The sequence below is a fragment of the Pseudomonas sp. LBUM1657 genome, assembly GCF_059716075.1.
In genome coordinates, this window is record NZ_CP166799.1 from 6,333,513 (window position 1) to 6,357,996 (window position 24,484).

At 59.3% G+C, this 24,484-nt stretch carries 24 protein-coding genes and 1 pseudogene; 12 read left to right on the forward strand and 13 right to left on the reverse strand.

What is annotated here, in order from left to right; all coding sequences use genetic code 11:
- Positions 1-131: 131 nt before the first annotated feature.
- The 4 genes from ACA055_RS29285 to dadA all read right to left on the reverse strand — a co-directional run bounded on the left by ACA055_RS29285 (position 132) and on the right by dadA (position 3,610).
- Complete coding sequence (locus ACA055_RS29285; protein WP_008150195.1) at positions 132-680, reverse strand: cupin domain-containing protein; 549 nt, start codon at positions 678-680, stop codon at positions 132-134.
- A gap of 128 nt (positions 681-808) precedes the next feature.
- A complete protein-coding gene (alr, locus tag ACA055_RS29290) occupies positions 809-1,882 on the reverse strand; it encodes an alanine racemase (RefSeq protein WP_497681696.1) in 1,074 nt (357 codons plus the stop codon).
- A gap of 98 nt (positions 1,883-1,980) precedes the next feature.
- The gene (locus ACA055_RS29295) at positions 1,981-2,334 is read right to left on the reverse strand and encodes a RidA family protein (RefSeq protein ID WP_497681697.1); all 354 of its coding nucleotides are present in this window, start codon (positions 2,332-2,334) and stop codon (positions 1,981-1,983) included.
- Complete coding sequence (dadA, locus tag ACA055_RS29300; protein WP_497681698.1) at positions 2,306-3,610, reverse strand: D-amino acid dehydrogenase; 1,305 nt, start codon at positions 3,608-3,610, stop codon at positions 2,306-2,308. The genes ACA055_RS29295 and dadA overlap by 29 nt, the downstream gene beginning before the upstream one ends.
- Before the next feature lie 157 nt (positions 3,611-3,767).
- Here dadA and ACA055_RS29305 point away from each other — a divergent pair, with 157 nt between their 5' ends.
- Positions 3,768-4,256 carry an Lrp/AsnC ligand binding domain-containing protein gene (locus ACA055_RS29305; RefSeq protein ID WP_003206849.1) on the forward strand — a complete coding sequence of 163 codons (489 nt, stop codon included), beginning with the start codon at positions 3,768-3,770 and terminating at the stop codon, positions 4,254-4,256.
- 126 nt (positions 4,257-4,382) lie between these two features.
- Here the strand turns inward: ACA055_RS29305 and ACA055_RS29310 are convergent, their stop codons facing one another.
- Positions 4,383-4,736 carry a YkgJ family cysteine cluster protein gene (locus tag ACA055_RS29310; protein WP_064680422.1) on the reverse strand — a complete coding sequence of 118 codons (354 nt, stop codon included), beginning with the start codon at positions 4,734-4,736 and terminating at the stop codon, positions 4,383-4,385.
- Between the two features lie 147 nt (positions 4,737-4,883).
- Here ACA055_RS29310 and ACA055_RS29315 point away from each other — a divergent pair, with 147 nt between their 5' ends.
- Positions 4,884-6,197: an NAD(P)/FAD-dependent oxidoreductase gene (locus tag ACA055_RS29315; protein ID WP_497681699.1), complete on the forward strand. Its 1,314-nt coding sequence runs from the start codon at positions 4,884-4,886 to the stop codon at positions 6,195-6,197.
- Between the two features lie 126 nt (positions 6,198-6,323).
- Here the strand turns inward: ACA055_RS29315 and ACA055_RS29320 are convergent, their stop codons facing one another.
- A complete protein-coding gene (locus ACA055_RS29320) occupies positions 6,324-6,569 on the reverse strand; it encodes a DUF1127 domain-containing protein (RefSeq protein ID WP_497681700.1) in 246 nt (81 codons plus the stop codon).
- A gap of 179 nt (positions 6,570-6,748) precedes the next feature.
- On the opposite strand from ACA055_RS29320, the gene ACA055_RS29325 reads away from it, so the two are divergent.
- Entirely contained in the window at positions 6,749-8,182 is a 1,434-nt protein-coding gene (locus ACA055_RS29325) for an aminotransferase-like domain-containing protein (RefSeq protein ID WP_497681701.1), read from the forward strand.
- A 60-nt stretch (positions 8,183-8,242) separates the two neighbouring features.
- Positions 8,243-9,811 (forward strand): phospholipase D family protein, encoded by a 1,569-nt coding sequence (locus tag ACA055_RS29330; protein WP_497681702.1) that lies wholly within the window; start codon positions 8,243-8,245, stop codon positions 9,809-9,811.
- A 113-nt stretch (positions 9,812-9,924) separates the two neighbouring features.
- Here ACA055_RS29330 and ACA055_RS29335 read toward each other — a convergent pair whose 3' ends face one another.
- Both ACA055_RS29335 and ACA055_RS29340 read right to left on the reverse strand, forming a co-directional pair.
- Complete coding sequence (locus tag ACA055_RS29335; RefSeq protein WP_497681703.1) at positions 9,925-11,070, reverse strand: MFS transporter; 1,146 nt, start codon at positions 11,068-11,070, stop codon at positions 9,925-9,927.
- Between the two features lie 162 nt (positions 11,071-11,232).
- Positions 11,233-12,726, reverse strand: a complete 1,494-nt coding sequence (locus ACA055_RS29340) for an aldehyde dehydrogenase (RefSeq protein ID WP_497681704.1) — start codon at positions 12,724-12,726, stop codon at positions 11,233-11,235.
- Between the two features lie 229 nt (positions 12,727-12,955).
- On the opposite strand from ACA055_RS29340, the gene ACA055_RS29345 reads away from it, so the two are divergent.
- Together ACA055_RS29345 and ACA055_RS29350 are read left to right on the forward strand one after the other, a co-directional pair.
- Entirely contained in the window at positions 12,956-13,318 is a 363-nt protein-coding gene (locus ACA055_RS29345; protein ID WP_497681705.1) for a cupin domain-containing protein, read from the forward strand.
- Between the two features lie 147 nt (positions 13,319-13,465).
- On the forward strand, positions 13,466-13,684 hold the full coding sequence (locus ACA055_RS29350; protein ID WP_497681706.1) for a peptidase inhibitor: 219 nt from the start codon (positions 13,466-13,468) through the stop codon (positions 13,682-13,684).
- 80 nt (positions 13,685-13,764) lie between these two features.
- Here ACA055_RS29350 and rpmG read toward each other — a convergent pair whose 3' ends face one another.
- The gene (gene rpmG, locus ACA055_RS29355; protein ID WP_007894709.1) at positions 13,765-13,920 is read right to left on the reverse strand and encodes a 50S ribosomal protein L33; all 156 of its coding nucleotides are present in this window, start codon (positions 13,918-13,920) and stop codon (positions 13,765-13,767) included.
- A gap of 11 nt (positions 13,921-13,931) precedes the next feature.
- A complete protein-coding gene (rpmB, locus tag ACA055_RS29360) occupies positions 13,932-14,165 on the reverse strand; it encodes a 50S ribosomal protein L28 (RefSeq protein WP_007894701.1) in 234 nt (77 codons plus the stop codon).
- A 445-nt stretch (positions 14,166-14,610) separates the two neighbouring features.
- Between rpmB and ACA055_RS29365 the strand changes: the two genes are divergently transcribed.
- On the forward strand, positions 14,611-16,197 hold the full coding sequence (locus tag ACA055_RS29365; RefSeq protein WP_497681707.1) for an ABC transporter substrate-binding protein: 1,587 nt from the start codon (positions 14,611-14,613) through the stop codon (positions 16,195-16,197).
- A 137-nt stretch (positions 16,198-16,334) separates the two neighbouring features.
- Here the strand turns inward: ACA055_RS29365 and radC are convergent, their stop codons facing one another.
- A complete protein-coding gene (gene radC, locus ACA055_RS29370; protein ID WP_497681708.1) occupies positions 16,335-17,009 on the reverse strand; it encodes a RadC family protein in 675 nt (224 codons plus the stop codon).
- A gap of 136 nt (positions 17,010-17,145) precedes the next feature.
- Between radC and coaBC the strand changes: the two genes are divergently transcribed.
- The 4 genes and pseudogenes from coaBC to argB all read left to right on the forward strand — a co-directional run bounded on the left by coaBC (position 17,146) and on the right by argB (position 21,473).
- Positions 17,146-18,354 carry a bifunctional phosphopantothenoylcysteine decarboxylase/phosphopantothenate--cysteine ligase CoaBC gene (coaBC, locus tag ACA055_RS29375; protein WP_497681709.1) on the forward strand — a complete coding sequence of 403 codons (1,209 nt, stop codon included), beginning with the start codon at positions 17,146-17,148 and terminating at the stop codon, positions 18,352-18,354.
- Between the two features lie 5 nt (positions 18,355-18,359).
- Positions 18,360-18,815, forward strand: a complete 456-nt coding sequence (gene dut, locus ACA055_RS29380; protein ID WP_010465200.1) for a dUTP diphosphatase — start codon at positions 18,360-18,362, stop codon at positions 18,813-18,815.
- Between the two features lie 323 nt (positions 18,816-19,138).
- Positions 19,139-20,542, forward strand: a pseudogene (locus ACA055_RS29385) (phosphomannomutase/phosphoglucomutase); the annotation flags it as partial.
- Positions 20,543-20,567: 25 nt separating this feature from the next.
- The gene (gene argB, locus ACA055_RS29390) at positions 20,568-21,473 is read left to right on the forward strand and encodes an acetylglutamate kinase (RefSeq protein WP_497681710.1); all 906 of its coding nucleotides are present in this window, start codon (positions 20,568-20,570) and stop codon (positions 21,471-21,473) included.
- A 164-nt stretch (positions 21,474-21,637) separates the two neighbouring features.
- Here argB and pyrE read toward each other — a convergent pair whose 3' ends face one another.
- On the reverse strand, positions 21,638-22,282 hold the full coding sequence (gene pyrE / locus ACA055_RS29395; protein ID WP_054048446.1) for an orotate phosphoribosyltransferase: 645 nt from the start codon (positions 22,280-22,282) through the stop codon (positions 21,638-21,640).
- Between the two features lie 82 nt (positions 22,283-22,364).
- Here pyrE and crc point away from each other — a divergent pair, with 82 nt between their 5' ends.
- On the forward strand, positions 22,365-23,144 hold the full coding sequence (gene crc, locus ACA055_RS29400; RefSeq protein WP_007934608.1) for a catabolite repression control protein Crc: 780 nt from the start codon (positions 22,365-22,367) through the stop codon (positions 23,142-23,144).
- A gap of 109 nt (positions 23,145-23,253) precedes the next feature.
- Here the strand turns inward: crc and gltS are convergent, their stop codons facing one another.
- Positions 23,254-24,459 (reverse strand): sodium/glutamate symporter, encoded by a 1,206-nt coding sequence (gltS, locus tag ACA055_RS29405; RefSeq protein ID WP_497681711.1) that lies wholly within the window; start codon positions 24,457-24,459, stop codon positions 23,254-23,256.
- Positions 24,460-24,484 lie beyond the last annotated feature (25 nt).

The following is a 24,484-nucleotide window of genomic DNA, read 5'->3' on the forward strand; positions in this document are numbered from 1 at the left end:
ACGGTTCGCAGGCGGGCGCAAGTATAACGGTAAGCCCGCCACACTGAAACAACCCCAAAGTCGAAGGGGTCTTGTTGTGGGCGGAAAAACAACTCGGGCGCCTCCGCAGTGCTGGCAGGACGCCTCTTCTGTTAGAAATTCGCGGGTGTGGCTGCGCTGATTAGTCGCGCCGGTGCATCGAACGGATTACGGAAACGGTGCGGCTTTGTGCTTTCAAAGTAGTAGCTGTCGCCGGCTTCAAGCACAAAAGTTTCAAGCCCGACCACCAACTCCAGTCGACCCTCAAGCAGAATCCCGGTTTCCTCGCCCTCATGGGTGAGCATCTCGTCACCGGTGTCGGCGCCTGGCGGATATATTTCATTGAGGAACGCGATAGCCCGGCTCGGGTGAGCCCGGCCGACCAGTTTCATGGTCACTGCACCATCGGAAATATCGATCAGCTCGTTGGCTTTGTAGACGATCTGAGTCGGTTTTTCCTGCAGGATTTCTTCGGAAAAGAACTCGACCATGGACATGGGAATCCCGCCCAGTACTTTCCTCAGCGAACTGATCGAGGGGCTGACGCTGTTCTTCTCGATCATCGAAATGGTGCTGTTGGTGACGCCCGCCCGTTTGGCGAGTTCACGCTGGGAAAGTCCTTTGAGCTTACGGATGGATTGCAGTCGTTCACCGACGTCCAATGCTGGAGCCTCCAGGGATTCAGGTTGTAGGAATATTGAGCGTTATCATGGCGACAGCGTTCAGTATTTACAACACTTGGGCCTGAATCCTGTTCAGCGAGGCGACTTCCGGTCCGGAGTGCTTTGCGCTAAGCCCCGGAATAGAGCTTCGGCACCCGGCGCAGGTTGCAGAAGATCTGGTAAGGAATCGTGTCAGCAGCCTTGGCCACGTCACTGGCCAGAATGTTTTTGCCCCACAACTCGACGGTCGACCCCAGCCCCGCTTGCGGCACGTCGGTCAAATCGATGCAGAGCATGTCCATCGACACCCGACCGATCAACTGACTGCGCTGCCCGGCGACCAACACCGGCGTACCGGTCGGCGCCTGACGCGGGTAGCCGTCGGCGTACCCCATGGCCACCACGCCAACACGCATCGGCTTCTGAGTGATGAACTTGGCGCCGTAACCGATTGGCTCACCGGCTGGCAGCTCACGCACGCAGATCACTTTCGATTCCAGCGTCATGACCGGTTGCAGGCGCGATGCCACGGCGTTGGCTTCTTCGAATGGCGTCGCGCCGTAGAGCATGATGCCGGGGCGCACCCAGTCACTCGGAATCTGTGGCCAACCGAGCACCGCCGGCGAGTTGCGCAGACTGATCTCGGCCGACAAGCCCTGACGCGCAGCCTCGAACACCGCCACCTGTTCGGCGCTGGTTTGATTGTGCAACTCATCGGCGCGGGCGAAGTGGCTCATCAGGACAATCTTCGCGATCTTGCCGCTGGCCAGCAGCCGTTGATAGGCCGCCTGATAATCCGCCGGGTGCAAACCCACGCGGTGCATGCCCGAATCGAGCTTGAGCCAGACCGTGATCGGCTTGCTCAGCGCGGCTTTCTCGATCGCTTCGAGTTGCCAAAGCGAGTGCACCACGCACCAGAAATCATGCTCGACGATCAGCGACAACTCGTCGGCTTCGAAAAAGCCTTCCAGCAACAGCACCGGCGCACGAATGCCCGCGGCGCGCAGCTCCAGCGCCTCTTCAATGCACGCCACGGCAAAACCGTCCGCCTCGGCTTCCAGCGCCTGGGCGCAACGCACCGCACCATGGCCGTAGGCATCGGCCTTGATTACCGCGAGGGCCTTGGCCCCCGTGACTTCACGGGCGATTTGGTAGTTGTGACGCAGGGCTTGAAGGTCGATCAGGGCACGGGCAGGACGCATGGCGGCAGACTTCTGGTCGGTCATTTGGAAGAAAAACCGGCGCTGGCTGACGGCGTAAACCGCCAGTAGCGCCGGGAGAGGGATTTTTCTGACTTGCTTTATGGCAGAGCGGCTACAACCGATAGCTCAACCAGGATTTCCGGTTCGCACAACTTCGCTTCGACAGTAGCACGGGCCGGCGCGACGCCTTTTGGCAGCCACTTGTCCCACACCGCATTCATGCCTTCGAAGTGCGCATCAATGTCTTTCAAGTAAATCGTCACCGACAGCAAACGGGTCTTGTCGGTACCGGCCAGATCCAGCAAACGCTCGATGTTGGCAAGAGTTTCACGGGTCTGCTGTTCAATCCCGGCGTTCATCTCGTCGCCGACCTGCCCTGCCAGATATACGGTGCCGTTGTTAACGACGATCTGGCTCATGCGCTCATTGGTGAGCTGGCGCTGGATTGACATGTTTTGCGGACTCCTGGGTTTTGTTGCCATAACGGGAAATATCGAGGCCTTCAGCGCTGATCTGCGGCGTTTTCTTCGCCATCAGGTCAGCCAGCAAGCGACCGGAACCACACGCCATCGTCCAGCCAAGCGTACCGTGACCGGTGTTCAAGAACAGGTTGCTGAACGGCGTAGCGCCAACGATCGGCGTGCCGTCCGGGGTGGTCGGACGCAGACCGGTCCAGAAGCTCGCCTCGGTCAGATCGCCGCCCTGAGGATAAAGGTCGTTGACGATCATCTCCAGGGTTTCGCGCCGACGCGGGTTCAGCGACAGGTCAAAACCGGCTATTTCAGCCATGCCGCCGACGCGGATGCGATTGTCGAAACGGGTGATCGCGACCTTGAAGGTCTCGTCGAGAATAGTCGAGGTCGGGGCCATCGCCGGGTTGGTGATCGGCACGGTCAGGGAATAACCCTTGAGCGGATACACCGGTGCCCGGATGCCCAGCGGCTTGAGCAGTTGCGGCGAGTAGCTGCCCAGCGCCAGGACGTAGCGGTCAGCGGTTTCCAGCTTGCCGTCGATCCACACACCGTTGATGCGATCACCGGCGTAGTCGAGGCGCTGAATGTCCTGGCCGAAGCGGAATTCCACACCCAGTTTCACAGCCATCTCGGCCAGGCGGGTGGTAAAGATCTGGCAGTCGCCGGTCTGGTCGTTCGGCAGGCGCAGGGCACCGGCGAGGATGTCGGTGACGCCGGCCAGCGCCGGTTCAACCCGAGCAATGCCGGCGCGATCGAGCAGTTCGAATGGCACGCCGGACTCTCTCAAAACGGCGATGTCTTTCGCGGCATTGTCGACCTGAGCCTGGGTACGGAACAATTGTGTAGTACCGAGGCTGCGGCCTTCGTAGGCAATGCCGGTTTCGGCGCGCAATTCGTCGAGGCAGTCACGGCTGTACTCGGACAGACGGACCATGCGCTCCTTGTTCACTGCATAACGGCTGGCGGTGCAGTTGCGCAGCATTTGCGCCATCCACAGGTATTGGTCGATGTCGGCGGTGGCCTTGATCGCCAGCGGTGCGTGGCGCTGCAACAGCCACTTGATGGCCTTGAGCGGCACGCCCGGTGCGGCCCACGGCGAGGCATAACCCGGCGAAACCTGCCCGGCGTTGGCGAAACTGGTCTCCATGGCAGGGGCTGGCTGCCGGTCCACGACCACCACTTCAAACCCGGCCCGAGCCAGATAATAAGCACTGGCGGTACCGATGACGCCGCTACCCAAGACCATAACGCGCATTTTCATATCCCTCATCGCGGCTTACCGCTGACGTTTGTTGTATTCGAGCATTGATGTGCGCAGTGTAAAAAAGATTAGGCAGTGCTTTTCACTATATAAGTGCCTATATTTGGCGACAATTCTCGGCAAAAACCCTTTTCACGGAGGCGCATCCCCTATGCGTACCAACACTCAGACCAAACGTGAGCTGGACAAGATCGACCGCAACATCCTGCGGATCCTGCAAGCGGACGGGCGTATCTCCTTCACCGAGCTGGGGGAAAAGGTCGGGCTCTCGACCACGCCGTGTACCGAGCGGGTCCGGCGGCTGGAGCGCGAAGGGATCATCATGGGCTACAACGCACGGCTCAACCCGCAACACCTCAAGGGCAGTCTCCTGGTGTTTGTCGAGATCAGCCTCGACTACAAATCCGGCGATACTTTCGAAGAATTCCGACGCGCAGTACTGAAACTCCCCCACGTGCTGGAGTGCCATTTGGTGTCAGGGGATTTCGACTATCTGGTGAAAGCGCGGATTTCCGAGATGGCCTCGTACCGCAAGCTGCTGGGCGACATCCTGCTCAAACTGCCGCATGTGCGCGAATCCAAGAGCTATATCGTGATGGAAGAGGTGAAAGAGAGCTTGAACCTGCCGATTCCGGATTGAGAGTTTTGCGGTGCCTGTTCGGGCCCCATCGCGAGCAAGCTCGCTCCCACAAGGTCAACGCTGTACCTGTGGGAGCGAGCCTGCTCGCGATTGAGTCGACACGGTCAATCTGAATGACCGCGATCGTTACACCAACACCTGCCGGGTAGAAGCCATGTATTCATGAATCTGCTTCTCGACCCGCGGATGAATCAGCTCCACCGGCCCGCGCCCATTGGGGCAGGGCAAAGTCTTGGTGGTGCCAAACAGTCGGCAGATCAGTGGCCGCTCGTCATACACGGTGCAGCCGTCAGGCCCCAGATGAACGCAATTGAGTTCATCCATCGCCGCATCCTGCTCGGCCCGGGTCTTGCGCGGCAGGCGCGACATTTCTTCCGGTGAGGTGGTCACTGGCCCACAGCAGTCATGACAGCCGGGCACGCACTCGAACGAGGGAATCTGCTGTCGCAACGTGCGAATTTTCTGACTGTTGCAGCTCATCGAAGCGGTGACCAAAAGCGGAATAGAACGGGATTCTGACGCAAAAGCCCCGATCCAGAAAGCAGCAACCGACCAGTGTTGCCCGGCTTCGAAGGTCCGGCTTATGCTCCGTCAAATTTTCTAAACACAAGAATCAGGAACACCCACATGACTGCCCGTGTTCAGCAACCTGTTCCGAGCCACCAGCACATCGCCTCTTATTACGCCGCCAGCAGCCTGCCGCAACCCGAGCATCCGGTGCTCACAGGCGACCTGGTGGCCGACGTGTGCGTGGTCGGCGGCGGGTTCTCGGGGTTGAACACAGCGCTCGAACTGGCCGAACGCGGCCTCAGCGTAGTGCTACTCGAAGCCCACAAAATTGGCTGGGGCGCCAGTGGACGTAATGGCGGGCAATTGATTCGTGGCGTCGGCCATGGCCTCGATCAGTTCGCCAACGTGATCGGTGTGGAAGGCGTGCGTCAGATGAAACTCATGGGCCTGGAAGCCGTGGAAATCGTCCGACAGCGGGTCGAGCGTTTTCAGATTCCTTGCGATTTGACCTGGGGGTATTGCGACCTCGCCAACAAGCCCCGCGATCTGGAAGGCTTCGCCGAAGACGCCGAAGAGCTGCGCGGCCTCGGCTACCGTTACGAAACACGACTGCTGCAAGCCCATGAAATGCATTCCGTCGTCGGGTCCGACCGCTATGTCGGCGGCCTGATCGACATGGGCTCCGGGCATCTGCACCCGCTCAACCTGGCGCTGGGCGAAGCGGCAGCCGCGCAGTTTCTGGGGGCGAAACTGTTCGAACGGTCGGCGGTTACCCGCATCGATTACGGTTCCGAAGTGAGGGTTCATACCGCCCAGGGCTCGGTTCGCGCCAAGACGCTGGTGCTGGGCTGCAACGCCTACCTCAATGAACTCAATCCCGAACTCAGCGGCAAAGTGCTGCCCGCCGGCAGCTACATCATCGCCACCGAACCCTTGAGCGAAGAACAGGCGCACGCCTTGCTGCCGCAGAACATGGCGGTCTGCGATCAACGGGTAGCACTGGATTACTACCGACTCTCGGCGGACCGACGCTTGCTGTTTGGCGGCGCTTGCCACTATTCAGGACGCGACCCGAAAGACATCGCGGCTTATATGCGACCGAAGATGCTGGAGGTTTTCCCGCAACTGGCCGGGGTGCGGATCGACTATCAGTGGGGTGGCATGATCGGCATCGGCGCCAACCGCCTGCCGCAGATCGGTCGGCTCAAGGATCAACCGAATGTGTATTACGCCCAGGCTTATTCCGGTCACGGCGTGAATGCCACACACCTGGCAGGGAAGTTGTTGGCTGAGGCGATCAGTGGGCAGCAGAGCGGCGGGTTCGATCTGTTCGCAAAGGTGCCGCATATCACGTTCCCGGGCGGCAAGCATTTGCGCTCGCCGTTGCTGGCGTTGGGGATGTTGTGGCATCGGCTTAAAGAGTTGGTCTGAAGGATTAGTAGCGTTCTTGTCGACGCCTTCGCGAGCAAGCCCGCTCCCACAGTGGATCTGTGTTGTTCACAAATCCCCTGTGGGCGCGGGCTTGCTCGCGAATGGATCTAGAGAGCGCCACGAAACTCAGATCCGCCAAAACGGCTTGAGCCCCTCCTCCCGCGCCTGCTCACGACTCAGCCCCACATCCTTGAGCTGCTCCGGTGTCAGGGCCAGCAACGCCTTGCGCGTGTGCAGACGATGCCAGAACAGGCCCCAGCGACTCAGGCCGGACGGCGCGTTGCGCATGACCGCCTCCCGCGCGCCGTTGGTTTGCCCTGCCGCCAGTTCCTGACTGCGTAACGTCAGCCGCACATCGCTCAAGCCGTTCATTTTGATTGCTCCTGTTTACTTGGGTAGCCAGAGCTTTCATGATGCGTGGACGGCGAAAAGCATTACAGATTCAATGTAGCTGTATTAACTCCATACAGATTGACCGCTTCCGAGACTGAATCCTGTATTTTTGCCTCATCTGTACTGGTTAACCGAATCACTCCAACCGAGACTGCGCCATGACCCTTTACGTCAACCTCGCCGAATTGCTCGGCACGCGTATCGAACAGGGCTTCTATCGCCCCGGCGACCGGCTGCCGTCGGTGCGGGCGTTGAGCGTTGAACACGGGGTCAGCCTGAGCACGGTGCAACAGGCCTATCGCGTGCTGGAAGACAGCGGGCTGGCGAAGCCAAAACCCAAGTCCGGCTACTTCGTACCGGCGAGTCGTGAGCTGCCGGAGCTCCCGGCGATTGGGCGTCCGGCGCAACGCCCGGTGGATATTTCGCAATGGGATCAGGTGCTGGAGCTGATCCGCGCAACGCCACGCAAGGACGTGGTGCAACTGGGTCGCGGCATGCCGGACATCACCACGCCGACCATGAAACCGCTGCTGCGTGGCCTGGCGCGAATCAGCCGGCGGCAAGACATGCCCGGCCTGTATTACGACAACATCCACGGCACCCTCGAACTGCGCGAACAGATCGCGCGCCTGATGCTCGACTCCGGCTGCCAGTTGAGCGCCAACGATCTGGTGGTCACCACCGGTTGTCATGAAGCGCTGTCCACCAGCATCCGATCCATCTGCGAGCCTGGCGACATCGTGGCCGTGGACTCGCCGAGCTTTCACGGCGCCATGCAGACCCTCAAGGGCCTGGGCATGAAAGCCCTGGAAATCCCCACCGATCCGCTCACCGGCATCAGCCTCGATGCGCTGGAACTGGCATTGGAGCAATGGCCGATCAAGGCCATACAGTTGACCCCTAACTGCAACAACCCGCTGGGCTACATCATGCCGGAATCGCGCAAACGTGCGTTGTTGACGCTGGCGCAGCGTTTCGACGTGGCGATCATCGAGGACGATGTGTATGGCGAACTGGCCTACACCTACCCGCGTCCGCGCACGATCAAATCCTTCGACGAAGACGGCCGCGTCCTGCTGTGCAGTTCATTTTCCAAGACAATTGCGCCAGGCCTGCGGATCGGCTGGGTCGCGCCCGGTCGTTATCTGGAGCGGGTGCTGCACATGAAATACATCAGCACCGGCTCTACGGCCCCGCAACCGCAAATCGCCATCGCCGAATTCCTCAAGGCCGGGCACTTCGAACCGCATTTGCGGCGGATGCGCACCCAATACCAGCGCAATCGCGACGTGATGATCGATTGGGTCAGCCGTTACTTCCCGCCCGGCACCCGGGCCAGTCGCCCGCAAGGCAGCTTCATGCTCTGGGTCGAACTACCAGAAGGCTTCGACACGCTGAAACTGAATCGCGCCCTGCACGACCAAGGCGTACAGATTGCCGTCGGCAGCATCTTTTCCGCCTCGGGCAAGTACCGCAATTGCCTGCGGATGAACTACGCTGCCAAACCAACACCCCAGATCGAAGAAGCGGTGCGCAAAGTCGGGGCTGCAGCGATAAAGTTGCTGGCGGAAACTGACAGCATCACCGACTGACCTTTATCCGGAAACCAGCGTCCATATGCCGACACCAGCCGCCAATCGGAACGATCCCACGTGAGAGTCAGACAGTCCCTGCTCGCTCTTCTGCTACTCGCCTCGTTCCTGAGCGGTTGCGCCGGGTTTAATGTTCAGCGCGAACCGAGCCAGGCACTGCCCGCCAGTGATTCGGCATTCGGCCGTTCGATTCAGGCTCAAGCCGCGCCCCATGAGGGGAGATCCGGTTTTCGCCTGCTGTCCGACAGCGGCGAGGCCTTCATGGCCCGCGCCGAGCTGATCCGCAACGCCCAAAGCAGCCTCGACTTGCAGTACTACATCGTCCACGACGGCATCAGCACACGAATGCTGGTGGACGAACTGCTCAAGGCCGCCGACCGCGGCGTGCGGGTGCGCATTCTGCTCGACGACATGACCAGCGATGGCCTGGACTGGATCATCGCGACCCTGGCCGCGCATCCGCATATTCAGATCCGACTGTTCAACCCGCTGCACCTGGGCCGCGCCACAGGTGTGACACGGGCCATGGGCCGGCTGTTCAACCTGTCGCTGCAACACCGGCGCATGCACAACAAACTGTGGCTGGCGGACAACAGCGTGGCCATCGTGGGCGGACGCAATCTGGGGGACGAGTATTTCGATGCCGAGCCGAACCTGAATTTCACCGACATCGACATGCTCAGCGTCGGCCCGGTCGCCGAACAGTTGGGACACAGTTTTGATCAGTACTGGAACAGTGCGCTGAGCAAGCCGATCGATGAGTTCCTTTCGAGCAAACCGACGGCCAAGGATCTGCAAAATACGCGGACCCGACTGGAAGAATCCCTGGAAGAAACGCGCAAGCAGAATCACGCGCTCTATCAACAACTGATGACCTACACCACTCACCCGCGCCTGGACATCTGGCGTCGAGAGTTGATCTGGGCCTGGAATCAGGCGCTGTGGGACGCACCCAGCAAAGTGCTGGCCAACGGCGAACCCGACCCGCAGTTGCTGCTGACCACGCAATTGGCGCCCGAACTCAACAGAGTCAGCAAAGAGCTGATCATGATCTCGGCCTACTTCGTCCCCGGCCAGCCGGGCCTTGTGTACCTGACCGGGCGCGCCGATGCCGGGGTGTCGGTAAAGTTTCTGACCAACTCACTGGAAGCCACCGACGTACCGGCGGTACATGGCGGATACGCGCCGTATCGCAAGGCACTGCTGCAGCATGGCGTGCAGTTATTCGAGTTGCGTCGCCAACCCGGCGAAGGCGGCGGTAGCGGTCCGCATATCTTTTACAGCAAGTCTTACCGTGGCTCCGATTCCAGCCTGCACAGCAAGGCGATCATCTTCGACCAGCAGAAATCCTTCATCGGCTCGTTCAATTTCGACCCGCGCTCGGTGCTATGGAATACAGAAGTCGGAGTGTTGGTGGACAGCCCTGAACTCGCGGCCCATGTCCGCGAACTGGCGATGCAGGGCATGGCGCCGCCACTGAGTTATCAGGCGAAACTGGAGAAGGGTCAGATCGTCTGGGTCACCGAAGATAACGGCAAAATGCACACGCTGACCAAGGAACCGGGGAGCTGGTGGCGACGCTTCAATGCATGGTTCAGCACCACGGTGGGGCTGGAGCGGATGTTATAAGCGCACCTGAACGCGATTCCTGTGGGAGCGGGCTTGCTCGCGAAAGCAATGTAACAGTCACATCATTATTGACCGGCGGACCGCCGTCGCGAGCAAGCCCGCTCCCACAGGTTTCAGGCGGGTTCGGCCACGGCGCCAAACGCACCTTGCCGCGACACCAGTATCACTAATCCGAACGCCCCCGCCGCCATCAGCAGCGGCAACGCGTGGCCACTGATCCACTGGCTGCCGGCACCCGCCGCCAGCGGGCCGACCAGGCAACCGATCCCCCATAGCTGTGCGATATGCGCATTGGCGCGCACCAGCGCATCGTCGCGATAGCGCTCGCCGATCAAAATCAGTGACAAGGTGAACAAGCCGCCGGCACTGGCGCCGAACAACACCCACAGCGGCCAGATCAGCAAGGTATCGATCAACAGCGGAATCGCCAGGCTCGACAGCAGCAAGACCACCGCGCACCCGGTGAACAAGGTGCGCCGCGACAAACGATCCGCCAACGCGCCAATCGGCAATTGCAGCAACGCATCACCCACCACCACCGTGCTGACCATCGCCAGCGCGATTTCCGTCGTGAAGCCCTGACGCAGGCAGTAAACCGGTAGCAACGTCAGGATCATCGCTTCGAACGCCGCGAACAGCGACACCGCCCAGGCAATTGCCGGCAAACCACGGCAGAAGGTCAGCAAGTCACCGAAGGTGACGCTGCAGGCTTCGCTGGTGGGCGCCCCGCTACGTCCCAGCAACAGGAACGGCGCCGCCACCAGTAAACCGACACCGGCCCAGAAACCGTAATCGTGCTCGGTGCCCAACGCACCCAACAGTAATGGCCCGGCCAGTTGGCTCAGCGCATAGCTGCTGCCATACAGCGCCACCAGCCGTCCGCGCCACTGCTCGACCACCAACTGGTTGATCCAGCTTTCGCCGAGGATGAAGACGAGGGTCAGGATCACCCCGATCATCAACCGCAGCACTAGCCAGATCGGATAGCTTGGCAACAGTGCCAGCAAGCCGATGGACAAAGCCCCGGCCCACAAGCACAGGCGCATCAGGTTGGCCGTGCCGAGACGCGCCGCCAGATGGCTGGAGATTTTCGCCCCCAGCAACACGCCAATCGCCGGCATCGCCGCCATCACACCGATGGCAAACGAGCCATAACCCCAGCCTTCCAGGCGCAACGACACCAGCGGCATGGTGACGCCCAGGGCCAGGCCGACACTCAAGACAGACGCCAACACGGCGAAATACGTCGCCCAACGCATGTTCCACGCTCCTGTGGATATTATTTTCAGACGGCACAAAACAATGTGGGAGCGGGCTTGCTCGCGAAGTGGCCAGTACATTCAACATCAATGTTGACTGTTACACCGTCTTCGCGAGCAAGCCCGCTCCCACAGGGGATCTGCGTCGTTAAGGCAACCGACTTACAACTTGATCCAGGTCGCCTTCAGCTCGGTGTATTTGTCGAACGCGTGCAGCGACTTGTCGCGACCATTGCCGGACTGTTTGAAGCCACCGAACGGTGCAGTCATGTCGCCGCCATCGTACTGGTTGACCCACACGCTACCGGCACGCAGCGCCTTGGCGGTCAGGTGAGCCTTCGAGATGTCCCTGGTCCACACCGCCGCGGCCAGGCCGTACGGCGTGTCGTTGGCGATCTGGATGGCTTCTTCGGCGGTATCGAAAGCGATCACCGACAAGACCGGGCCAAAAATCTCTTCCTGAGCGATTTTCATCGCATTGCTCACGCCGTCGAAAATCGTCGGCTCAACGTAAGTGCCACCGGTTTCCTGAAGCGTACGCTTGCCACCAGCCACCAGTTTGGCGCCGTCGGCGTGACCGGACTCGATGTAAGACAGCACAGTGTTCATCTGCTGGGTATCCACCAGCGCACCGACGTTGGTCGCTGGGTCCAGAGGATTGCCCGGCTTCCAGGTTTTCAGCGCCTCGATTACCAGCGGCAGGAAGGTGTCCTTGATCGAACGCTCGACCAGCAGACGCGAACCGGCGGTGCAGACTTCGCCCTGGTTGAAGGCGATGGCGCCGGCAGCCGATTCAGCGGCGGCTTGCAGGTCCGGAGCATCGGCGAACACGATGTTCGGGCTCTTGCCACCGGCTTCCAGCCAGACGCGCTTCATGTTCGATTCGCCAGAGTAGATCAGCAGTTGCTTGGCGATTTTGGTCGAACCGGTGAACACCAGGGTATCCACGTCGTTGTGCAGGGCCAGCGCCTTGCCGACGGTGTGACCGTAGCCTGGCAGCACGTTCAGCACGCCTTTCGGGATACCGGCTTCGACGGCCAACGCAGCGATTCGGATGGCAGTCAGCGGGGATTTTTCGGACGGCTTGAGGATCACCGAGTTACCGGTGGACAGCGCCGGGCCGAGTTTCCAGCAGGCCATCATCAACGGGAAGTTCCACGGCACGATGGCGCCGACGACGCCGACCGGCTCGCGGGTCACCAGACCCAGTTGGTCGTGCGGGGTGGCGGCGACTTCGTCGTAGATCTTGTCGATCGCTTCACCGCTCCAGCTCAGGGCTTGCGCCGCGCCGGGAACGTCGATGTACAGCGAGTCGCTGATCGGTTTGCCCATGTCCAGGGTTTCAAGCAGCGCCAGCTCTTCGGCGTGCTGCTTCAGCAGGCCGGCAAAACGAATCATGGTGGCTTTGCGTTTGGTCGGCGCCAGGCGCGACCACACGCCGGAATTGAAGGTAGCGCGGGCGTTTTCAACAGCGCGCTGGGCGTCGGCGGCGTCACAGCTGGCAATTTTGCCCAGCAGACGGCCATCGACCGGGCTGATGCACTCGAAGGTCTCGCTGGAGACGGCATCGGTGTATTCGCCATTGATGTAGGCGCGGCCTTCGATCTTCAGATCGCGAGCCCGTTGTTCCCAATCGGCACGAGTCAGGGTGGTCATACGAGTGTCCTCCTCTTATTGAATACGAGCGCCCCGCGTTCTTCGCGGGCGGTCTCAGGAATTCTGCCCGGCCAGCCTGCATTTTTCGGCCCGAGGCAACCGTCACCCTAAACCAGCGGCCGGTGTAGTTTCAATATATTTGACATAAGACCGGCAAACGGCCTTGCGATGTTCATTTTAATAAACATAGACTTTGGACTTTCCAGCGCAATCATGGGGAATTACAAGAATGAAGATCCAGGATGTCGTCGATTTCAACCAGGTCACCACTCAGCCCGATCGCTATCGGCCAGACCCGGCGAAAGTCCTCAAGGGCGACCCCGAGCAAGCGGTGTACAACCACTACAACAGCCCGTGCGGCCAGATGAGCGCAGGTGTGTGGGAAGGCGCAGTCGGCCAGTGGCATGTGAACTACACCGAGCATGAATACTGCGAAATCGTTCAGGGCGTTTCAGTACTGCGCGACAACGATGGCAATGCCAAGACCCTGCGCGTTGGTGATCGCTTCGTCATTCCGGCGGGCTTTCGCGGCACCTGGGAGGTACTGGAGGATTGCCGCAAGATCTACGTGGTGTTTGAACAGAAGGCCTGATCCGACACGGCTGGTCACGATCCAGGTAAGACATGAGAGGTTCGGTTGAGCGAAGCTTCTTCAGCGCCAAAACGAATGACAACACAGGACGTGTTGTCAGGTTTTGACTCGCTGTCACCTCAACTTTTTTAACCGCAAGGAAGCCTCATGTCTGACAATCCAGATCAATGCGACATCACGATCGCTCAATACACCATCGGCAAAACGTACACCCCCGAATTGCTCGAAGAAGTTCGCGCAAAGGCCGATGGCGCACCGGTCCGGGTCACCGGGCCAAGATTTGCATCGGATCGAAAACGGGTCCCACGGAGAATCAGCCTGCTGACCAATGCTGACAAAATCATCGTCAGCATTCAGTGCGGCTAAAAACCTGAAAGCTTTTCAGACCTGACAAAAAAGGCCCGTATCTCGCGATACGGGCCTTTTTCGTAAGAGGGAAAAATCAATTACTTGATTTTGCCTTCTTTGTAGATCACGTGCTTGCGAACAACCGGATCAAATTTCTTGATCTCGATTTTGTCCGGAGTAGTGCGCTTGTTCTTGTCGGTAGTGTAGAAGTGACCAGTACCGGCGCTCGAAATCAAACGAATCAATTCACGCATGATTAGCTCCCTTAGATCTTGCCAGCTTTGCGGATTTCGGCCAGCACGACAGTGATGCCACGCTTGTCGATGATACGCATGCCTTTGGCAGATACGCGCAGACGCACGAAACGTTTCTCTTCTTCAACCCAGAAGCGGTGATGCTGCAGGTTCGGCAGGAAACGACGACGGGTTTTGTTGTTTGCGTGGGAAATGTTATTCCCAGTCACCGGACCCTTACCGGTAACTTGACATACTCTCGACATGCCTCAGCCCTCTAAAACCACATGCCCAACCCGGCATGGGTTGGCCGCTTAATCTCTCAGTCATTTGGCGCCAGGCGCCGCGTTTCTTTAGAGGTCTTACCGGCTACACCTACAGTGAAGGAACCGGGCCCCTAGAAAAGAGCGCTGCTTTATACCAGAAAGACTGGAGAGCAACAACAATCGGTGTGCGTTGAGTTGATAAAAACCCCATTTTTCGAGCGCCGAGCGCCTTGGATAAAGGCTATGGTCGATAACGACCGCTCGTCGCACAGAAACGGCCAACCCATCAATCCGGAGCTTCCCCGACCTTCACACACCAAAATCAGTCGCCCATAGTCCCCCGAAAATGAAAAAGGGGATAGTCATTTGCAAAAGAGCCCACTAGGGTAAGCCTTTTCCAGACTGCACTTGCAGATGGGCCTTCGATCTGTAAAGGAATCCGACCATGCGCCTCGCTGCCCTACCGCTGTTGCTCGCCCCTCTTCTGCTGAGCCCATTGGCCCATGCTGCCGCGCTGAGCGTCTGCACCGAGGCAAGCCCTGAAGGGTTCGACGTGGTGCAATACAACTCGCTGACCACCACCAACGCATCGGCCGACGTGCTGATGAATCGTCTGGTGGACTTCGATACGGCCAGCGGCAAAGTGGTCGCCAGCCTCGCGGACAGCTGGGAAGTCACTCCCGACGGCCTGACGTATGTGTTCAAACTTCACCCAAAAGTGAAATTCCATCGCACCGACTATTTCAGCCCGACGCGCGAACTGACCGCCGAAGACGTGAAATTCAGTTTCGACCGCATGCTCGACCCGGCCAACCCGTGGCACAAAGTTGCTCAAAGTGGCTTCCCGCATGCCCAATCGATGCAGTTGCCCGCGCTGATCAAGAAGATCGACGCGCTGGACCCGCTGACCGTGCGCTTCACCCTCGACCACCCGGACTCGACCTTCCTCCCGACCCTGAGCATGGGCTTCGCCTCGATCTATTCGGCCGAATACGCCGACAAGCTGCTCAAGGCCGGCACTCCAGAAAAGCTCAACAGCCAGCCGATCGGCAGCGGCCCGTTCATTTTCACGCGCTTCCAGAAAGACGCCTCGATTCGTTACAAGGCCAACGCCGAGTACTTCCGCGGCAAACCTTCGGTGGACCCGCTGATCTTCGCCATTACGCCGGACGCCAACGTGCGTTTGCAGAAGCTGCGCCGCAATGAATGCCAGATCGCCCTGTCACCCAAGCCGCTGGACGTACAGGCCGCGCTGAAAGAACCGACACTGAAAGTGGAAAAGACTGACGCGTTCATGACCGCGTTCGTCGGCATCAACAGCCAGCATCCGCCGCTGGATAAACCTGAAGTGCGCCAGGCGATCAACCTCGCGTTCGACAAGGCCAACTACGTCAAAGCGGTGTTCGAAGACACCGCCGAACCCGCCAACGGCCCGTACCCGCCCAACACCTGGAGCTACGCCAAAGGCTTGCCGGGTTATCCACATGACATCGAGAAAGCCAAGGCATTGATGGCCAAGGCCGGGCTCAAGGATGGCTTCCAGACCACCATCTGGACCCGTCCTTCCGGCAGTCTGTTGAATCCTAATCCAAGCCTCAGCGCGCAGATGCTGCAGTCCGACCTGGCGGAAATCGGCATTCAGGCCGAGATTCGCGTGATCGAATGGGGCGAACTGATTCGCCGCGCCAAGGCCGGTGAACACGACCTGCTGTTCATGGGCTGGGCCGGAGACAATGGCGATCCGGATAACTTCCTCACGCCGCAGTTTTCCTGCGCCGCAGTCAAGTCCGGCACCAACTTCGCCCGCTACTGCAACCAGGACCTGGACAAGCTAATCAGCGCCGGCAAGACCACTGGCGAGCAAGGTGTACGCACCAAGCTCTACGAACAGGCCCAAGCACAGATCCAGCAGCAGGCGCTGTGGCTGCCGCTGGCCCACCCGACTGCCTTCGCGCTGACGCGCAAAGACGTTGAGGGTTATTCGGTCAGCCCGTTTGGTCGTCAGGATTACTCCAAGGTCAGCATCAAGTAATCCGACCCGACACAAAACCTGTGGGAGCGGGCTTGCCCGCGATAGCGGACTTTCAGGCGACAACTATGTTGAATTTGCCGACGTCATCGCGGGCAAGCCCGCTCCCACATGGACTCACTTAACTTCGAATCCTTCGCTCACATCCACCCATACTCAGCCATGGACAGTGGGTCGCCGTCACCGATGATGAAATGGTCGAGCACCCGCACATCGACCAGGTCCAGCGCCTCTCGCAGGCGTTTGGTCAGCATCCGGTCGGCCTGACTGGGGTTGGTGTTGCCCGACGGATGGTTGTGACAGAGGATCAACGCTGCAGCGTTATGGGCAAGGGCACGTTTGACTACCTGCCTTGGATGGACGCTCGTGCTGTCGATAGAGCCGCGAAACAACGCTTCAAAGCCCAGCACTTGATGCTTGGAGTCCAAAAACAGACACCCGAACACCTCGTGAGGCTCGTGGCGCAGCATCGACTTCAGGTAATCACGAACCGCCTGTGGGTTTTCCAGCGCCGATTTTTGCCGCGCACGTTCGGCTAAATGCCGTCTGCCCATCTCCTGTGCTGCTTGCAACTGAGCGAATTTCGCTGGCCCAAGCCCCAATTGCCGGCTGAACGCTGCCTGATCAGCTTCGAGCAGTGAGCGCAGACTGCTAAACTGACTCAACAGGTGTCGCGCCAGATCAACTGCGCTTTTACCTGACACGCCAGTTCGCAAAAAAATCGCCAGCAGCTCGGCGTCCGAAAGACTCGCCGAGCCCAACTCAAGTAACCTCTCCCGCGGCCGCTCGGCCGCCGGCCAATCTCGAATACTCATAGCACCTCCCTGGTATGTGGGCGCCGCTGTTCCGTAGCGGTCGCTGTGATATCGTAGCCCATCTTTTTTGCTGGCGATTTCATCCCTGGGGAGGGGGTATCGCCATGCAGTCACCATCGAATTGAAAGGCAGACCTATGCAGCGGCTGTATCGGAAACGCATCGTTCTGGGCGTCGGCGGCGGTATCGCTGCCTACAAAAGCGCCGATCTGGTTCGCCGGCTGATCGACCAGGGCGCCGAAGTGCGCGTGGTCATGACCCGTGGCGGCAGCGAGTTCATTACTCCGTTAACCATGCAGGCCTTGTCCGGCCACCCGGTTCACCTGGACCTGCTGGACCCTGCGGCCGAAGCCGCGATGGGCCACATCGAGCTGGCCAAATGGGCCGACCTGGTGCTGATCGCCCCCGCCACCGCGGACCTGATCGCCCGCCTGGCCCAAGGCATTGCCGACGACTTGCTGACCACTTTGGTGCTGGCCACAGACGCCGTGGTCGCCGTTGCCCCTGCAATGAACCAGGCCATGTGGCGCGATCCGGCAACCCAGGCCAACCTGCAAACCCTCGAAAGCCGTGGCCTGAAAACCTTCGGCCCAGCCTCCGGCAGCCAAGCCTGCGGCGACGTCGGCATGGGTCGCATGCTCGAAGCCACCGACCTCGCGCAGTGCGCGGCGGACTGCTTCCAGCGCCAGGCACTGACTGGCAAACACGTACTGATTACGGCCGGCCCGACTCAGGAAAACATCGACCCGGTGCGCTACATCACCAACCACAGCTCGGGAAAAATGGGCTTTGCCCTGGCCGAAGCAGCGGTGGAAGCCGGTGCTCGCGTAACGCTGATCACCGGCCCGGTGCACCTGCCGACCCCGGACCGCGTCACCCGCATCGACGTGGTCAGCGCGCGCGACATGCTCGCCGCCTGTGAAGCCGCAATCCCCTGTGACCTGTTTATCGCCTCCGCTGCGGTCGCGGACTACCGGCCGGAAGTCGTCGCCCCACAGAAACTCAAGAAAGACCCTACGAGCGGCGACGGCTTGTTGCTACAGATGGTGCGTAACCCGGACATCCTGGCCACCATTGCAACTCGCCCCGACCGTCCATTCAGTGTCGGTTTCGCCGCCGAAACCGAACACCTGCTCGATTACGCTGCCCGCAAATTGAAAGACAAGAACCTCGATTTGATCGTCGCCAACGACGTCGCCAATCCGAGCATTGGCTTCAACAGCGAAGAAAACGCCTGCAGCGTGATCGATCGTGAGCTTCACGCCACACTCTTCGCCCAGACCAGCAAGAGCAAGATTGCTCGCCAGCTGATCACTTTTATCGCCGAACGTCTGAACCAGGTTTAATTTACATGCACGCTTTGCAAGCCAAGATCCTCGACCCTCGCATCGGTACCGAATTTCCGCTGCCACAGTACGCCACACCAGGCTCCGCCGGCCTCGACCTGCGCGCCATGCTGGAAAAAGACACCGTCATCAAGCCGGGCGAAACCCTGCTGATCCCTACCGGCCTGTCGGTGTACATCGGCGATCCAGGCCTGGCAGCGTTGATTCTGCCGCGCTCAGGCCTGGGCCATAAACACGGCATCGTGCTGGGCAACCTGGTCGGCCTGATCGATTCCGATTACCAGGGTCCACTGATGGTGTCGTGCTGGAACCGTGGCCAGACCGACTTCAACATGGTGGTCGGCGAGCGTTTGGCTCAACTGGTTCTGGTGCCGGTGGTTCAGGCGCACTTCGAGATGGTCGAAGAGTTCGTTGAAACCGAGCGCGGTGCTGGCGGCTTCGGGCATTCCGGCAGCCATTGATCCGAAAATGGCGGCTGGACGCTTCATTGTGGGAGCGAGCTTGCTCGCGATGACGGTGGCACATTCAACACGAGTGCTGACCACCAGCGAGATATCGCGAGCAAGCTCGCTCCCACAGGTTTGCGGCTGAAATTGCACAGCCGTCATCTGGAAGGTTTACTACTGGAAATCAAGGCATTGACCGGACAAAGGCTCACTGAATCTGGGGTCATGGCCTTTGCACACCACGAACTCTCGGTGGAAAACGCCGTCATACCCTTCAGTTTGCGCCCGTCGGCGAGTTCTTCGCCGGCAGGTCCAGCCACCTTCAAGATGGAGCATTTCCAGTAATGAGCACCCCAGCCCAAGTCGCACCCAAGTTCCCCGACAGCATCTTCCGCGCCTACGATATTCGCGGCACCGTCCCGGAATTCTTGAACGCTGAAACCGCTTATTGGCTCGGTCGCGCCATCGGCTCCCAAAGCCTGGCCCAGGACGAACCGAACGTTTCGGTCGGCCGCGACGGACGCCTGTCCGGCCCGGAGCTGGTAGAACAATTGATCAAAGGCCTCGCCGACAGCGGCTGCCACGTCAGCGACGTCGGTCTGGTGCCAACGCCTGCGCTGTACTACGCCGCCAACGTACTGGCCGGCAAATCCGGTGTGATGCTGACCGGCAGCCACAATCCGTCGAACTACAACGGCTTCAAGATCGTCATCGCTGGCGATACCCTGGCCAACGAACAGATCCAGGCCTTGCATGAACGCCTCAAGACCAACAATCTGAGCAGCGGCAAGGGCAGCATCACCAAGGTCGAGATTCTCGACCGCTACAACACCGAAATCGTCCAGGACATCAAGCTCGCCCGCCGCCTGAAAGTGGTGGTCGATTGCGGTAACGGTGCCGCTGGCGTGATCGCTCCGCAACTGATCGAAGCCCTGAACTGCGAAGTCATCCCGCTGTTCTGCGACGTCGACGGCAATTTCCCGAACCATCACCCGGATCCGGGCAAGCCTGAAAACCTCGTGGACCTGATCGCCAAGGTCAAGGAAACCAACGCTGACCTGGGCCTGGCTTTCGACGGCGACGGCGACCGCGTGGGTGTGGTGACCAACACCGGCAGCATCGTCTACCCGGACCGCCTGCTGATGCTGTTCGCCCGCGACGTGCTGGCGCGCAACGCTGACGCGGAAATCATCTTCGACGTCAAATGCACCCGCCGCCTGACGCCGCTGATCAAGGAATACGGTGGTCGCCCGCTAATGTGGAAGACCGGTCATTCGTTGATCAAAAAGAAAATGAAACAAACCGGCGCCCTGCTGGCCGGCGAAATGAGCGGGCACATCTTCTTCAAGGAGCGCTGGTTCGGTTTCGACGACGGCATTTACAGCGCCGCGCGTCTGCTGGAGATCCTCAGCAAGGAAAAATCCACTGCGGAAGAGCTGTTTGCGACCTTCCCGAACGATATTTCTACGCCGGAAATCAATATCCATGTGACCGAAGAGAGCAAATTCAGCATCATTGATGCTCTGCACGACGCGAAGTGGGGCGAAGGCGCTGACCTGACCACCATCGACGGCGTGCGAGTCGACTACGCCAAAGGCTGGGGCCTGGTGCGCGCGTCCAACACCACACCGGTGCTGGTGCTGCGCTTCGAGGCCGATGACGAGGCTGAATTGCAGCGCATCAAGGATGTTTTCAAAGTCCAGTTGAAGCGTGTTGCACCTGATCTCCAATTACCGTTTTGATCTTCTGAAGCACCCGGAGCCCTGAATGACCCTCGAACGCGAAGCCGCCGCCAACACCGCCAAGGTCCTGTCCGAAGCGCTGCCTTACATTCGCCGTTATGTCGGCAAGACGCTGGTGATCAAATACGGCGGCAACGCGATGGAAAGCGAGGAGCTGAAAACCGGCTTCGCCCGCGACATCGTGCTGATGAAAGCTGTCGGCATCAACCCGGTGGTGGTTCACGGTGGCGGCCCGCAAATCGGTGACCTGCTCAAGCGTCTGTCGATCGAGAGCCACTTCATCGATGGCATGCGCGTGACGGATGCGCAGACCATGGACGTGGTGGAAATGGTCCTCGGCGGTCAGGTGAACAAAGACATCGTCAACCTGATCAACCGTCACGGCGGCAGCGCCATTGGCCTGACCGGCAAAGACGCCGAGCTGATTCGTGCGAAAAAGCTCACCGTGACCCGCCAGACGCCGGAGATGACCCAGCCGGAAATCATCGACATCGGGCATGTGGGCGAAGTGGTCGGCATCAACACCGACCTGCTGAACCTGCTGGTCAAAGGTGACTTCATCCCGGTGATCGCCCCAATCGGCGTCGGCGCGAACGGTGAGTCGTACAACATCAACGCCGATCTGGTGGCCGGTAAAGTGGCCGAAGCGTTGAAAGCCGAGAAGCTGATGCTGCTGACCAACATCGCAGGCCTGATGGACAAGTCGGGGACGGTCCTGACCGGCCTGACCACCCAACAGGTCGACGACCTGATTGCCGACGGCACCATCTACGGCGGCATGCTGCCGAAGATCCGTTGCGCGCTGGAAGCGGTTCAGGGTGGCGTGGGCAGTTCTCTGATCATCGATGGCCGGGTGCCGAATGCAATTCTGTTGGAAATCTTCACCGATACCGGTGTGGGCACGCTGATCAGCAATCGCAAGCGTCCCTAAGCCGCACAAACAAAAAGACCCCGCTCAGCCTGGCTGAGCGGGGTCTTTTTTTGCCTGCGATCCTTGTAGGAGCGGGCTTGCTCGCGAAAGCGGCGGCACATCCAGTATTGATGTGACTGACACTCCGTCTTCGCGAGCAAGCCCGCTCCCACAAGGGATTGCAGTCAAACGCCGAATTGGGCGCGGTAGGCTTCAACCGCCGGCAGGTGTTGCTTGAGCTGCGGATCGTCAGCCAGGAATTCGAGCACCTGGTTCAGCGAAACAATGCTGATCACCGGAATGCCGAAGTCACGCTCCACTTCCTGGATCGCCGACAACTCACCGTTGCCACGTTCCTGACGGTTCAGGGCGATCAACACGCCCGCAGCCTTGGCGCCGTCCTGGGAAGCGATAATCTGCATCACTTCACGGATCGCGGTGCCTGCGGTGATCACGTCGTCGATAATCAGCACGTCACCGGTCAATGGCGCACCGACCAGGCTGCCGCCTTCGCCGTGAGCCTTGGCTTCCTTGCGGTTGAAGCACCATGGCAAATCCCGCTCATGATGTTCGGCCAGGGCCACTGCGGTGGTCGCCGCCAAAGGGATGCCTTTGTAGGCTGGACCGAACAGCACGTCGAAGGAAATGCCGCTTTCAACGATGGCTGCCGCATAGAAACGACCCAGCTGCGCAAGGGCCGAACCCGAGTTGAACAGGCCCGCATTAAAGAAGTAAGGACTGGTACGCCCGGACTTCAGGGTGAACTCGCCGAAGCGCAAAACGCCGCGATCGATGGCAAAACGAATGAAATCGCGCTGATACGCTTGCATGAAAAAAACCCCAAATACCACGGATTTAGCTAATTAGGTTGACGCCGTGTATCATACACGCACGCGATTTTTGGGGCCATTTATGCGGATCATCAGTGTGAACGTCAATGGTATTCAGGCTGCAGTGGAGCGAGGTTTGCTCAGTTGGCTGCAAGCACAGAATGCCGACGTCATCTGCCTGCAGGACACCCGCGCCTCCGCCTTTGAACTGGACGATCCAGCCTTCCAACTGGATGGCTACTTCCTTTATGCCTGCGAAGCCGAAGTTCCCGCCCAAGGTGGCGTGGCTTTGTATTCGCGGCTGCAACCGAAGGCAGTCATCAGCGGTCTCGGCTTCGAGACGGCCGACCGCTACGGGCGCTACCTGCAAGCCGATTTCGACAAGGTCAGCATCGCGACCTTACTGCTCCCTTCAGGGCAGAACGGCGATGAAGATTTGAACCAGAAGTTCAAGCTAATGGACGATTTCGCCCGTTATCTGGATAAACAGCGGCGCAAACGTCGCGAGTACATTTATTGTGGCTCGCTGTACGTGGCGCAACAAAAGCTGGATATCAAGAACTGGCGCGACAGCCAGCAATCTCCGGGCTTCCTGGCACCTGAACGTGCCTGGATGGACGAGATTGTCGGCAACATGGGTTATGTCGATGCCCTGCGCGAAGTCAGCCGTGAAGGCGACCAGTACAGCTGGTGGCCGGATAACGAACAGGCCGAAATGCTCAACCTCGGCTGGCGTTTCGACTATCAGTTGCTGACACCTGGCCTGCGCCGCTTCGTACGCAGCGCGCGCTTGCCACGTCAGCCACGGTTCTCGCAGCACGCACCGCTGATCGTGGACTACGACTGGACATTGACCATCTAAGTGTTTTTTGTCACTGACAAAAAAGCCGGCCAGTCGAAGAAAATGCCCGTATCGCAAGATACGGGCATTTTTCTTATGCGCTATCCGGGGTAAAAGGCGCGCCTGAACATCAAGAAACAGCGAAAAACGGCAGCGCGAGGTACAACTTGATCACGATGACGTTAATGATGTCGATAAAGAAAGCCCCCACCATTGGCACCACCAGGAACGCTATCTGCGAAGGCCCGTAACGCTGTGTCACCGCTTGCATGTTAGCGATGGCAGTTGGCGTGGCACCCAGTCCAAAACCGCAGTGTCCTGCCGCCAGTACTGCTGCATCGTAGTTACTACCCATCAATCTAAACGTCACGAAAATCGCAAACAGCGCCATGACCAACGTTTGCGCAGCCAGAATGATGAAGAACGGCAAAGCCAGTGCAGCCAGATCCCACAGTTTGAGCGACATCAGAGCGATCGCCAGAAACAGCGACAAGCTGACATTCCCCAGCACGGAAACTTCACGCTCAAACACCTGATACAAGCCAAGTGCTGAAAGCCCGTTCCGTAAAACTACACCCACGAACAAGACACAAACAAACGTCGGCAACTCAAATGCGGTTTCGTGCAGCAGGCCATTTAGCAGTGTGCCTGCCAGTAAGCTGACAGCGATCAGAGCGAGTGTCTCGATAAACGAAAATGGCGTGATCGAGCGCTCCTTGTTCGGCTGCTCAAAGCCCTTTGGCAGTCGTGGCTTTCCTTGCTCGCAGCCGGGTGTCTGGACACGCTTGATGAGCAGGCGAGCGACAGGACCACCAATCAAACCACCCAGCACCAAGCCAAATGTCGCAGAGGCCATCGCGAGTTCAGAGGCGGAAGCGAGACCGAACTTTTCACTGAACGTCGCTCCCCACGCAGCACCTGTACCGTGCCCGCCCGCCAACGTAATCGAGCCCGTCAGCAGGCCTATCAACGGATCAAGCCCCAACGCCGTTGCGAGCCCGATGCCCATGGCATTTTGGACCACCAAAAGCCCGATGACCGCCAGTAGAAAAATCCCTACTACGCGCCCGCCTTTCTTCAGGCTGGCGAAGTCTGCACTCAAGCCAATGGTGGCAAAAAACGCCAACATCAAAGGAGTCTGCAGTGAAGTATCAAATCGAACTTCAACGTCAAGGACTCGCAAAGCCAAGAGAACCAGAGCAACTACCAGGCCGCCTGCTACTGGCTCAGGAATATTATAAGTGCGTAAGAAACCAACATGTGCGACAAGTCCGCGCCCCAACAAAAGCACTAAAGAGGCGGCCACAAGTGTTCCATAGAAATCGAGCTGAACCATTGGGATATTCTTGGATATACATTCA